Here is a 12,600-nt window from a genome sequence, read left to right as displayed (position 1 = left end):
AGCAAAGGGAGGTACCTATGCAGACTGAGAAGTTAGTCAAAGAGGCGTTGGAACAGACAAAAGTAATCGATATGCATACGCATCTGTTTCCAGGAGAATTTGAAGATTTATGTTTAACGGGAATAGATGAACTGCTCACGTTTCACTATTTAATTGCGGAAACGTTTCTCTGGCTGGAAGAAGAATACGATTCATTTTTTCAAAGACCAAAATCGGAACAGGCGGAACTGGTATGGAAAACATTGTTTGTAGACAGGACCCCGACAAGCGAAGCATCTATTGGTGTATTAACCGTTCTTCAGTCGTTAGACATTCCGTTTGAATATGATCTAAATACGATACGGAAACAGTTATCTGAAATGAACGATTCAGATTATGTGCAGGCAATGATGGAAAGATCCGGTATTTCTGCTGTTGTTATGACAAACAATCCTTTTGATCCGGAAGAACGCATACATTATGAACGAGAAACTCCTTTCAATCGGGATCAATTTATACCGGCTCTTAGGGTAGATCCTCTACTTAATGGGTGGGATGCTGCCCGGGATGTTATTAATCAGGATGGATACCAGGCAGCGGCCGAGCTGACGGAAGACACCATCGAACAGACGAAAGCTTTTTTAAGACATTGGGTGAAAAAAATAGATCCCATTTATATAGCAGCTTCACTGCCGTGGGATTTCCCAAGGGAAGAAAATGAAAGCGCTTTACTAGAGAAGTGTGTGCTTCCTATCTGTGAAGAGTTTAATCTTTCGCTTTCTTTGATGATTGGGCCAAAACGGGCACTAAATCCTGAACTTCATTTAGCAGGTGATGGGGTAGGGATGTTTGATCTGACTTATATTGAATGGTTATGCAAAACACATACTAAGCAGAAATTTTTAATCACAATGCTCTCTAGAGAGGGCCAGTATGAATTAACAGTATTAGCTCAAAAGTTTCGAAATGTAATGCTGTTTGGCTGCTGGTGGTTTTTGAATACACCGCAGCTCATTACTGAAATAACAACGATGCGCTTTGATCAACTGGGAATGAAATTTATACCTCAGCATTCAGATTGCCGGGTTATGGAGCAGCTTCTCTACAAATGGAAACATTCCAGGTCAGTCATTGCCGAAATATTGATTGAACATTACAACACGCTTGAAGAAAAAGGTCTTGTTATTGAAAAGGACACCATTTCCCGGGATATAGATTTACTATTTAACATTAATTTCAAGAACTTTACTTAAAAAAGAAAAGGGGAGAAATACGATGAAAAAATTTTTACCGATAATGGCACTAGGAAGCACATTAGTAATCGCAGGATGCGGGGGAGACTCTGAATCGAGCGGATCGGAAGATGGAGGAGGCTCTCCTTCTCATGAGCTGCAGGTAGGAATTGTTGTTTCAGAAAGTGATCCAATGTACGAAGGGCTGGAAAGCTTTAAACAAAATGTGGAAGAGCGTACGGATGGCGATCTCGCTATAGAGATTTTTCCTGACTCTTCTTTAGGTGACACAGCAGAAATACAGGAACAGGCAATCACTGGTGCAAATGTAGGTACATTGGCTGACGCAGGTATCATGGCCGACTACAGCCCAGAGATAGGAATTCTCCAGGGGCCTTATTTATTTGAAGACTACGAGGATATTCAGTCAGTGACAGACTCAGAGCTGTTTACTGAATGGGAAGAAGATCTTTCTTCTAATCAAAATCTGCAGATATTATCTTTTAACTGGTATCAGGGTGCCCGTCATATGGTGACACAGAATGAAATCAGCACTCCTGAAGATATGAATGGACAAAGTATTAGAACGATTGGAGCCGATGTTTTTCTGGAAACAATGGAGGCAATGGGAGCCAACCCAACTGGTTTGGATTGGGCAGAAGTTTATCCGGGCATCCAGCAGGGAGTTATTGATGGAGCAGAGGCCCAGCATTCTGCAACGCACGGGGCAAGCCTTTACGAAGTCGCGGATTATATCTCCAAAACAAATCATATTCAACTAATTACCGGTCTGGTTGTTGGGGCAGAATGGTTCAATAATCTTCCAGAGGATTACCAGACAATTGTAACAGAAGAAGCGGAAGCAGCTGGTATTGAAGCATCTAACATTGTAATTGATGGAGCAGAAGAATATGAAAGCTTAATGGAAGAAGAAGGAATGACTATTGCAGAACCAGACTTGGAACCTTTCCGTGAAGCTACTGAAGGGGTATACGAGGAATTTGATAACTATCCGGAGATAAGAGAAAAAATCATGGAAATTACAGAAAATTAATATTTTTGAGGAGGCTTTAAGGTGTCCTATTTAGCATCTTCACTTATTAAAATAGAAGAGGTTCTTACAAAATTGCTTCTCGCAGCAATTGTTATCCTGGTATTTTACTCTGCTATGGTTCGATGGGCGGGAGTTCCGGTCGCCTGGTCGGTGGAAATGGCCCAGCTTTTATTTATCTGGCTTGTTTTTCTCGGAGCAAACCAATCTCTTCGAAATAATAGGCATATTGGTATTGATTACTTTGTAGAAAAGCTTCCCTTCAAAGGGAAGCTGGTTATTACAATAATAACAAATACGGTAGTAGCTGTATTTTTGATTATCTGTATTTATTATGGTTTTAATTACGCCTCTTCTCAGACACTTAGAAGTATACAAAATCTGCCTTTTAGCTATTCATATGTAACTTTTTCGATTCCGGTTGGATGCTCATTAATGCTGGTCACCTTACTTACTAAGTGGATTTCATTTTTAAAAGGACCAAAAGAAGAAGCCGCCCTCCCAGATCACACAAATAAAGAAAAGGAAAGGGAGGCATTGTCATGATTTGGGTGTTAATAGCGTTTGTCGTATTTGTCTTAATTAATGTTCCTATTGCTTTTGCTATTGGTGCAGCCGGTCTGGTTTACTTTATTATGGACCCAAACCTTCCTACAGATCTGGCTATTCAACGTTTTGCTTCAGGTACCCAATCTTTTCCTCTACTTGCTGTTCCGTTTTTCGTGCTGGCAGGGAACTTATTGAATGAAACAGGGATTACGAAAAGGTTAATTGATTTTGCCGATGCATTAATTGGCCATATTGTGGGGGGACTGGCTCACGTCTCCATCCTGTTGAGTGCCATGATGGGAGGAATTTCAGGATCTGCCAATGCAGACGCTGCCATGCAGAGCCGGATTTTGGCTCCACAGATGATTGCAAAAGGATACTCTGGAGGTTTTTCCGTTTCCGTCATTGCTTTGAGTGCATTAATTACAGCTACTATTCCTCCGAGTATCGGCCTGATTCTATTCGGGTTTGTAGGAGAAGTTTCTATCGGACAGTTGTTTATGGCTGGAATCATTCCTGGTATTTTGATGACGCTTACTTTATTAATCACTTCTTCAATTATCGCGAAGAAAAGAAAATATGTTCCTTCCAGAGTCAAGAGGGCGACGTTTAAAGAAGTAGTAGTTACATTCAAAAGAAGTTTTTGGGGCCTTCTGTTCCCGATCATTCTAATTGTAGGTATTCGATTCGGTATTTTCACGGCTTCAGAAGCAGGTGCCTTCGCTGTTGTATATGCATTTGTAGTAGGAGCTTTTATCTATAAAGAATTGAATTGGGAAAAAATGAATAAAGTATTAAAAAATACGGTAGAAGACAACGCAGTTATCATGCTGATTATTGCAGCAGCTGCTATTTTAGGACATGTTATCACATCCGCCAGACTTCCTCAGGAAGCGACGCAGGGCATGCTTTCTTTAACAGAAAACCCTGTGCTTATTATGATCATCATTTTAACGTTTCTGCTGGTAGCTGGAATGTTTATGGAAAGTACCGTTAACACGCTGCTGCTTACTCCAATCCTGCTTCCTATTGTTGTAAGTATAGGAATGGATCCAGTTCATTTTGGTATTGTGATGATGACCATTGTGACTATGGGAGGCATGACTCCTCCAATCGGGGTTACTATGTACACAGCTTGTTCCTTAGCAAACGTACCGGTGATCGACTATATGAAAGAGTCCGTGCCGTTTATTCTATCTATCATTATTTTTATTATTTTACTAGTTGCTTTTCCCCAAATCACTTTGTTCCTTCCGGAGCTGCTGATGCGTTAGAAGAATGAATAAATACATTTTTGAAAGAACGGAGATATAACTATGAACATGGGCTTTAGATGGTATGGAGAAAAAAACGACAATATAACGCTGTCCCATATCAAACAAATCCCCGGAGTGTCGGGTATTGTATGGGCTCTTCATAATAAGAGCCCGGGAGAAGTATGGGAATGGGAGGAAATTATTAACGAAAAAGAAAAAATCGAGCAGCACGGTTTTTCTATAGAAGTAGTCGAAAGCGTCAATGTACATGAAGACATCAAATTAGGGCTCTCTACAAGAGATCACTATATTGAAAATTATATAAAGACAATTCGTCATTTAGCACAGGCAGGTGTTAAAGTAATCTGCTATAATTTCATGCCGGTTTTTGACTGGATTCGAACAGAGTTAAAAAAGCCGATGAATGACGGTTCTACCACTATGTTTTATGAGAAAAAACAGGTCGACAACATATTACCGGAGGATTTGGTACAGCGGATGACGGCAGACCCGGATATGGTTATGTCCGGCTGGGAGCCGGAGAGGCTTAAACAATTAAAGGAAGTAATTTCTGCTTATTCTAACATTTCTGGAGAGCAACTGCGTGAGAACCTGCGATATTTTCTGGAAAAGGTGCTGCCTGTATGTGAAGAAGCAGACATAAAATTGGCCATTCATCCGGATGATCCGCCCTGGCCGGTGTTTAGTCTGCCTAGAATCATTTCCACTCAACAGGATCTAAGAACATTTTTGCAGCTGGCACCAAATAAACACAATGGAATTACTTACTGTACAGGCTCTTTAGGAGCCCGGGAAGATAATAATCTTATAGAGATACTCGAAGAATTTCAAGATAATATCTTTTTTGCCCATATTCGCAATGTTAAAAGATATGAGAATGGGGATTTTATTGAAACTTCCCATTTAGAAAAAGACGGCTCTCTCCCCATAACAGAGATTATGAAAAAACTGTTTGATATACGTTTTCAAGGATACATCAGACCGGATCATGGCCGGCTCTTATGGAAGGAAAACGGACGTCCAGGGTACGGTCTTTACGACAGAGCCTTAGGAATTATGTACTTAAACGGTATCTGGGATGCAAATAAAGAAAGGAGCCTGACATGATAACATTAAATGAAAATTTAAAAGGAAAAACAGCCGTAGTAACAGGAGGAGGCGGTGTTCTCTGTGGAGCTATGTCAATGGAGCTTGCTAGGCATGGTGTGAAAGTCGCTGTCCTCAGCCGGAAAGAAGAAAATGCCCGTGATATGGCAGATGCTATTACAAAAGAAGGTGGAGTCGCTTTCGCCTTAAGCTGCGATGTACTGGATCAATCAAGTATTGTTAAAGCAGCCGAATCTGTAAAACAATATTTTCCCGGTGGACTGGATATTCTGATTAACGGGGCAGGGGGGAATCATCCGGATGCTTCCACTTCAGAAGAGTATTTTGCAGAAGAGCATCTCGAAGACCCTAATGTGAAAACATTTTTCGATCTGACAGAAGAAGGCTTAAAGCATGTATTCAATTTGAATTATGTAGGAACCGTAATGGCGACGCAAGAGTTTATGAAGCAGATGATAGGCCGGGAAAATGGAATTGTTATTAATATTTCCTCGATGAGTGCGCCAAGCCCGATGACAAAAGTACTTTCCTACAGCTCTGCTAAAGCAGGAGTAGATAACTTTACGCAATGGCTGGCAGTTCATATGGCGAAAGAAAACATACGGTGTAATGCCATTGCCCCCGGATTTTTTCTAACTTCTCAGAACAGAGCCTTACTCTTGAAAGAAGACGGGAGCCACACTGAACGTTCCGGCAAAATAATCAATCAGACGCCGATGGAGCGGTTTGGGAAGCCGGAGGATCTACTAGGAACATTACTTTGGCTGGCCGATGATAAGATGTCTGGCTTTGTGACTGGGGTTACCGTTCCTGTCGATGGCGGATTTATGGCTTATTCTGGTGTATAAAAATCATATACTATTAATCAGGAGGGAAGCGTAATGGATCGTATTGTCACTTTGGGAGAAATCATGCTCCGACTTTCCCCTCCAGCACCTTATAAAATGAAACAGAGTGAAACTCTGTTTGCCTTTTATGGAGGGGCAGAAGCAAATGTAGCAGTAGCTTTTCGGAGCTTGGGAAATACGGCCTTTTTTCTAACAGCCCTGCCGAATAATACGCCAGGAGATGCGGCTGTGGCTTATTTAAACAGGGAGGGAGTAGATACCAGCTTAATTGAACGAACCGGCGAGCGGTTGGGAATTTATTATATTGAAGAAGGAACGGCCCAGCGACCGGCGAGTGTCACTTATGACCGGGCTTATTCTTCCTTTTCGAAATGGAAACCCGGACCTCTTGACTGGGACGCAGTCTTTGCCGAAGTGGACGTGCTGCATACGACCGGCATTACACTGGCTCTTGGCGAAGCTGGTTTTCATACGGCAGAATTTGTGATCAAAGAAGCGAAAAAACGCGGCGTACAGGTAAGTTTTGATTTTAATTACCGTAGCAAGCTTTGGACAAAAAAGCAGGCAAAAGCAGCATACGAACAGATTTTACCTTATGTAGACATATGCTTTGGCAGTTCTCTAGATTTAACTTTGACGCTTCAATGGCCGGAAGAAGAGGAGCAGCGTCTTTTCGCATCCTTTATGAAGAAATATAACGTCACCTGGTTTGTTACGTCCCGGCGCATTACGCTTACTAACACACATCATCAGCTCGAAGGTATCGTTCAGCATATAGACGGGGAAACAGCCCAATCAGGCATATTTGAAGTAAATGTAGTAGATCGAATCGGAAGCGGCGATGCTTTTGCGGCCGGCTTTCTGGATCAGTTGTCTGATAAAGAAAGCTTTTCCATGGAAGAGGCGATTGTTTTCGCTGTTGCGACAGGCGTTCTCCAGCATACGATTAAAGGAGATGCCTTTCTGCTTTCAAGGCAGGAAGTGAAAAATTTCATGAGCAGTCAGCGGGGAACCGGTGTTCTTCGTTAAGGCAGAAAGGAGCAGGAAAATGAACCACAAGATAAAAACAATGCAGAAGCTTTACGATAAAAAAGTAGTAGCCGTGGTACGCGGAGGAAACGCCGACCAGGCCGAAATGATTGCAAAAGGCGCTCACAGCGGCGGTATTCAACTGATGGAAATAACATATACCGTGCCGGGGGCCTCTGGTTTAATCGATAAGCTGCGGCGTGAAGACCGCAATTGGATTATTGGGGCTGGTACTGTTTTGGATGATATAACTGCAAGACTTGCGATTTTGGCTGGGGCTCAGTTTATTGTCTCCCCGTCTTTTGACAGAGACACGGCAGTGCTCTGTAATAGATATCAGATTCCATACATACCCGGTTGTTTTTCTGTAAAAGAAGTAGTCGAGGCTATGGAGGCTGGAGCCGAAGTCGTTAAGGTTTTTCCAGGAAATGTGAGCGGGCCGGATGGCTTAAAGGCTATCAGCGGACCACTGCCGCAGGCGAATCTCATGCCTTCCGGCGGTGTCAGCGAAGATAACGTACAGGAATGGCTGCAAAAAGGAGCTGTAGCGGTCAGTATTGGAAGCAACCTGTATAAGGGAACGGAAGAAGAAGTTACAGCGGCGGCAAGATCGTTTGTGCAGAAGGCCGATATTAAAAAGTAAAAAGCTTTAAAATATAAATATTTTGTAAGTAACGTCACGTTACGGAGGATCCGCCACGAAGCGATTCCTCTTTTTTATATTAGCAATAGAGTCATTATCAAGAACTAAGTTTATTCAATAAATAAAAATTGTTATTGGAGTTTAACCTAACTTGAATGTTTTTGGCAACTATGTGTATATTTTCGGAACTTTGGGCTTTACAGAATGGTGCTGGCGTTTTCAGGGGAGTTTTTATTTCAAGTCTTTAAGTCCAATACCGACATTATAGCGATGGGTACAATCCTGCTTTTTATTGACATTATACTAAAGCCATGGAAATACAGTAATCTGATTATCATCAGCGTGCTCAGGCTACAAGAGATGTACAGTACCGTTTGTGATGGGGATGTTGTTCCAGTGGGGATAACCGTGCCGTTTACTTACGTACTCGGTTTCCACCTGGATTATGGACTGATCGGGATTTGGATTACGGTGACGGAACAGGAAGTGGGAAAGCAAAGGACTGATAGAAGCAGAAATAAACAAAAAGCTGGCGTGGAAAGCAATCCCACGCCAGCTTTTCTTATTCATACAAATGAACCCTAGTATTCGTTAAAGTATTCTTGTATTTCTTCCTGGTCATCCGTTTCCGTCAGGGCAAGCGTCAGCAGGATTCTGGCTTTAACCGGATTTAATGTATCGGCAGTCAGAAATTCGCTCTCCTCATCCGGCGTTACAATGCCGCCTCCGGTACGCGAGGATCTTACTACGCTAATGCCGCTTTCTGCTGCTGTTTCGGCGCCTTCTAGTGCATTGGTGGATAGTCCGCCGTCACCGGCTCCTGCAACAACAAGACCATCTATACCTGCCTCTACGACAGCATCATACAGGTAAGAGCTGTCACTTTGATGAGTATAGAGAATATCTACCTGAGGAAGCTCCTCCAGCTCTGAAACGTCAAAAACAGAGTCTGTTGTATGTGTTCTTGTAGTGTCTGTATAAAACCTTGGCTCTCCATCAATAATACTTCCGAGGTTACCCATTTCAGCGGATTCAAACGTGTCGATGTGCATCGTGCTCGTTTTTGTTACGTCACGCGCGGAACCGATACGGTCATTCTGGGAGATCATTACCCCTCTGTCTTTTGCTTCCTCATTTCCAGCAAGCAGCACTGCGTTATAAAGGTTCAGTTCTCCGTCTGCGCCCATCGCCGTGTCCGGTCTCATCGCACCGACCATGACGACCGGCTTTTCACTGTCGACGACGAGGTTAAGAAAATATGCCGTTTCTTCGAGCGTATTGGTGCCATGAGTAATTACGACACCATCTGTATCATCAGAGGCGAGCTGTTCATTTACTTCTTTAGCGAGGCCAAGAAGAATCTCATTGTCGATGTCATTGCTGTTAACGCCTGTAAAATCCTGTCCGGTTACGTTGGCAATATCGTTAAGTTCAGGTACTTTTTCAATTAACTCATCTATTTCTATTTCGCCCGCGGTGTAGTCTGCCAGATCCGTTCTTTCGTCTCCAACCGCAGCAATAGTGCCTCCGGTTGCGATGATTTCAATATTCGGTTTGTTCTCTTCTGAAGCCTCTGTTGCTTCGTTCGTTTCCTCGACGGCAGCATCGGCTTCAACTGATTCCCCCGGTTCGCTCGCATACACAGCCCATGAGCCAAATCCTAATACAGATGCCAGAGCTAACGGCACCACTGCAGCTTTATGTTTCTTACGCATAACTAATCGCTCCCTCTTATGTAGTTGTTTCAAGTGTAACGGAATGAAAGTAAAACTTTACAAGTCATGTGATATTTTATACCAATGAATCTTTACAGCTGGTAAAAATTCATTGGTAACTAACCTTTTATAATAAATAAAGAAGGGTGAAAATTAAAATTGAAAGCGATTTCCTATCATGATAGAATAGAGATAGGTTAACCTAGTCATCAGATGACCTGATCTTATAGACCGGGTTTTTTCATTACTGGATATACATATAGGCTGCATACGTTTCATAGGCATTCATCCGCTTCCAAAAAATGAAAGCGCATTTTTAACTGTTGAAGGAGATACCGTTATGCTAATGCTGACCGCTTTGAGCGCTGTTATTTTTCCATTTCTTTTTCTTGTCCTATTACGCATGCCTGCGATTAAGGGGATGTCGCTGAGTGCCGTTATTGTTATCGTGCTGGCGGTGCTGTTCTGGGGCATGGAAAGCCGGGTTATTTTCTCTTCGATTCTGCAGGGAGCCCATAAAACACTGACCATCCTGCTGATTTTATTCGGGGCACTCGTGCTGCTGAATACGCTGCGGAAAAACGGCGCCGTGGACCGGATCAACCAGGGATTTCAGAGCATATCCGCCGATATGCGGGTGCAGCTCGTTATCGTGGCCTTTTTGTTCGGCTCGTTGATTGAAGGCGTCGCCGGCTTTGGTACGCCCGCGATGATTACAGCGCCTTTAATGGTAGCACTTGGATTCAAGCCGCTTGCCGCTGTTGCAACGGCTCTGATTGCGGACAGCTCGGCTGTTGCTTTTGGTGCCGTTGGAACCCCGGTGCTTGTCGGCCTCAGCACGCTCGATGATGCCGCGCCCGCCTTTTTTCAGGAGGTGGGGGTGACCGTGACGTTAATTGATTTGTTCGGCGGCACCTTTGTGCCTTCGATTCTGGTCATCGTGCTCGTGCTGTTTTTCGGAAAAGGAAAAGGGGTCAAGGACGTATGGCCCCTGCTGCCGTGGACGCTGATGATTGGTGCGGTGTATACGAGCTCCGCGCTTCTGTATGCGTTTCTGTTCGGCCCGGAATTCGTAGCCATTCTCGGCTCGCTCACCGGCCTGGCTGTTGCCACCATTACGGCGAAGAAAGGGCTGCTGCTGCCTAAAGAAACGTGGACGGATGCCTTGCAGGATGACTTTACGATCAACACGGAAAAATCAGACATGAGCCTGCTTACGGCCTGGTCGCCGTATGTGATTGTCGTAATATTGCTGCTGCTGACGAGAGTCGTGCCTCCGCTTGAGGAATTTACGACAACCGCGATTAACTTATCGTGGATGAATATTCTAGGGGTGGAAGGGGTCAACTCGGAGTGGGAGCTGCTGTACTCGCCCGGGGCGATTCTGACCGTAACGGCGATGCTTGCCGTACTGATTCACCGCCGCTCGTTCCGCAATTTTACCGCGTCGGCGAAAGATGCGCTGTCTACGATCAAGATCACCGGGATTACGCTGTTTGCGACACTGGCGATGGTGCACGTGTTCAGCAACTCCGGCATGAACGCCAATGACATTATCAGCATGCCCGACTATATTGCAGAAAGCATGGCGGCGGCTTTCGGACCGATGTGGATCTTCGCCGCGCCGTTTCTCGGCATGCTCGGCTCGTTTATTACCGGCAGCGCCACCGTATCCACGCTTACGTTTTCTCCGATTCAGTACAGCATCGCCACCTCCACCGGGGTGGACGTGAATACAGTATTGGGCGCGCAGCTCGTCGGCTCCGGCGCCGGGAACATGATCTGCATTCATAACGTCGTGGCCGCAAGTGCAGTCGTTGGAATGGAAGGCAAAGAAGGCAGTGTGATCCGAAAAACACTGGCACCGGCCCTGATTTACGGCGTGCTTGCAGGAATCGGCGGATTTATCGTAATGAATGTGTTTTAATAATTAATGAAAAACGGCACTTTGACTTCCGAATAGTCTCTCGATATAATAAGCAGTACTAGAAAGAAAAGGAGGGTTATTAAAAATGTCTGCAGCTATCAGATTGCGTCCCCTGGCTTTGAACAAGTAATTTGATACGTTCAAAGGCTCTGTTTCGAGAAGCAGAGCAAACGGGAGCAGTCTGCACATTTTTAATAATCTTCGCCGGACGCAAAGGTATCCAGGGAAGAAGGGCAGATTTTTCTGCCTTTCTTTCTTTTTTTGTGACTAAAATCAGCAGGGTTTGTTCTTTTGTTTGCTCTGGACTATATGTATACAAAAAGGGGACGTGGAAAAAATGAATAAACAGGAAGTAAAGCAGCTTGCCGCACAAAACGGGCTGGATGTAACAGAAGACACGATGCAGGGAAATGAGTCAGGACTCGATTTTCAGGTGTTTCACGCAGAGGACGAGTCAGGGGAAAAGTGGATTCTGCGCATTCCCCGCCGAAGCGATTCAATGGCGAAAGCCAGCCGGGAAAAAGCCGTGCTCGATGCGGTAAACCAGCATACGTCGATAGAAGCGCCGGACTGGCAGGTATTCACGGAGGAGCTGATTGCGTACAAGCAGCTCGGCGGCGTGCCCGCGGGAACGATTGATCCTGCCACTCAAAACTACGTGTGGCAGTTTGATATCGAAAACAGCCCGGATGCCTATCATTTCTCCTTAGGACGACTGCTTGCGGAGCTGCATCACATGCCTGCAGCACATGTGAAAGAGGCAGGAATTGTCGTACACAACAGCGACGAAGCAAGACAATCGATGGGTGCGAGAATGGAAAAGGTCAAACAGACCTTCGGCGTTGATCAAAAGCTGTGGGAGCGCTGGCAGGCGTGGCTTGCCAATGACGATCTCTGGCCGGATCATACCGGATTAACGCACGGCGACGTACACCCGGGCCATATTCTTATTAACCCGCAGATGGAAGCGACCGGTTTGATCGACTGGACCGAAGCGGCGGTAACCGACGTGTCCCGTGATTTTGCGGCGCATTATCTTATTTTTGGAGAGTCCGGCCTGGATAAAGTGATCAATGCCTATGAAAAGGCAGGCGGGAGCACCTGGCCGCACATGAAAGAGCACATTATTGAACTACGAGCGGCCGAGGCGGTAGTCGTAGCGGAGTACGCCTTGTCTTCCGGCCTGCAGGATATGGAAAACATGGCGAGAGAGATGCTCGGAGCAGCGGAAAAGCCATAGCCT

Annotated in this window: 12 protein-coding genes; 11 read left to right on the top strand and 1 reads right to left on the bottom strand. The window is 44.8% G+C overall.

Features of this window, described 5'->3' with window-relative positions; all coding sequences use genetic code 11:
• Positions 1 to 17 precede the first annotated feature (17 nt).
• The 9 genes from AC5W2J_RS01270 to AC5W2J_RS01230 all read left to right on the top strand — a co-directional run bounded on the left by AC5W2J_RS01270 (position 18) and on the right by AC5W2J_RS01230 (position 8,300).
• A complete protein-coding gene (locus AC5W2J_RS01270; protein ID WP_496057668.1) occupies positions 18 to 1,232 on the top strand; it encodes a glucuronate isomerase in 1,215 nt (404 codons plus the stop codon).
• Between the two features lie 22 nt (positions 1,233 to 1,254).
• Entirely contained in the window at positions 1,255 to 2,265 is a 1,011-nt protein-coding gene (locus AC5W2J_RS01265; protein ID WP_496057667.1) for a C4-dicarboxylate TRAP transporter substrate-binding protein, read from the top strand.
• Positions 2,266 to 2,286: 21 nt separating this feature from the next.
• Positions 2,287 to 2,808 carry a TRAP transporter small permease gene (locus AC5W2J_RS01260; protein WP_496057666.1) on the top strand — a complete coding sequence of 174 codons (522 nt, stop codon included), beginning with the start codon at positions 2,287 to 2,289 and terminating at the stop codon, positions 2,806 to 2,808.
• Positions 2,805 to 4,085, top strand: a complete 1,281-nt coding sequence (locus AC5W2J_RS01255; protein ID WP_496057665.1) for a TRAP transporter large permease — start codon at positions 2,805 to 2,807, stop codon at positions 4,083 to 4,085. Before AC5W2J_RS01260 ends, AC5W2J_RS01255 begins: the two co-directional genes overlap by 4 nt.
• Positions 4,086 to 4,127: 42 nt before the next feature.
• Positions 4,128 to 5,195, top strand: coding sequence for a mannonate dehydratase (gene uxuA / locus AC5W2J_RS01250; protein ID WP_496057664.1), 1,068 nt, complete (start codon positions 4,128 to 4,130; stop codon positions 5,193 to 5,195).
• Positions 5,192 to 6,043 carry an SDR family oxidoreductase gene (locus tag AC5W2J_RS01245; protein ID WP_496057663.1) on the top strand — a complete coding sequence of 284 codons (852 nt, stop codon included), beginning with the start codon at positions 5,192 to 5,194 and terminating at the stop codon, positions 6,041 to 6,043. Before uxuA ends, AC5W2J_RS01245 begins: the two co-directional genes overlap by 4 nt.
• Positions 6,044 to 6,076: 33 nt before the next feature.
• The gene (locus tag AC5W2J_RS01240) at positions 6,077 to 7,072 is read left to right on the top strand and encodes a PfkB family carbohydrate kinase (protein WP_496057662.1); all 996 of its coding nucleotides are present in this window, start codon (positions 6,077 to 6,079) and stop codon (positions 7,070 to 7,072) included.
• Positions 7,073 to 7,091: 19 nt separating this feature from the next.
• Positions 7,092 to 7,715 (top strand): bifunctional 2-keto-4-hydroxyglutarate aldolase/2-keto-3-deoxy-6-phosphogluconate aldolase, encoded by a 624-nt coding sequence (locus tag AC5W2J_RS01235; RefSeq protein WP_496057661.1) that lies wholly within the window; start codon positions 7,092 to 7,094, stop codon positions 7,713 to 7,715.
• Positions 7,716 to 7,919: 204 nt separating this feature from the next.
• A complete protein-coding gene (locus tag AC5W2J_RS01230) occupies positions 7,920 to 8,300 on the top strand; it encodes a hypothetical protein (RefSeq protein WP_496057660.1) in 381 nt (126 codons plus the stop codon).
• On the opposite strand, the gene AC5W2J_RS01225 is transcribed toward AC5W2J_RS01230, so the two are convergent.
• Complete coding sequence (locus AC5W2J_RS01225; protein WP_496057659.1) at positions 8,297 to 9,430, bottom strand: type II asparaginase; 1,134 nt, start codon at positions 9,428 to 9,430, stop codon at positions 8,297 to 8,299. The genes AC5W2J_RS01230 and AC5W2J_RS01225 overlap by 4 nt on opposite strands.
• Positions 9,431 to 9,770: 340 nt before the next feature.
• Here AC5W2J_RS01225 and AC5W2J_RS01220 point away from each other — a divergent pair, with 340 nt between their 5' ends.
• Both AC5W2J_RS01220 and AC5W2J_RS01215 read left to right on the top strand, forming a co-directional pair.
• Positions 9,771 to 11,357, top strand: coding sequence for an L-lactate permease (locus AC5W2J_RS01220; RefSeq protein ID WP_496057658.1), 1,587 nt, complete (start codon positions 9,771 to 9,773; stop codon positions 11,355 to 11,357).
• Between the two features lie 337 nt (positions 11,358 to 11,694).
• On the top strand, positions 11,695 to 12,597 hold the full coding sequence (locus AC5W2J_RS01215) for a macrolide 2'-phosphotransferase (protein WP_496057657.1): 903 nt from the start codon (positions 11,695 to 11,697) through the stop codon (positions 12,595 to 12,597).
• Positions 12,598 to 12,600 lie beyond the last annotated feature (3 nt).

This window comes from Sinobaca sp. SA16-1, assembly GCF_059510515.1.
This window is presented reverse-complemented; position numbering and strand designations above follow the sequence as displayed.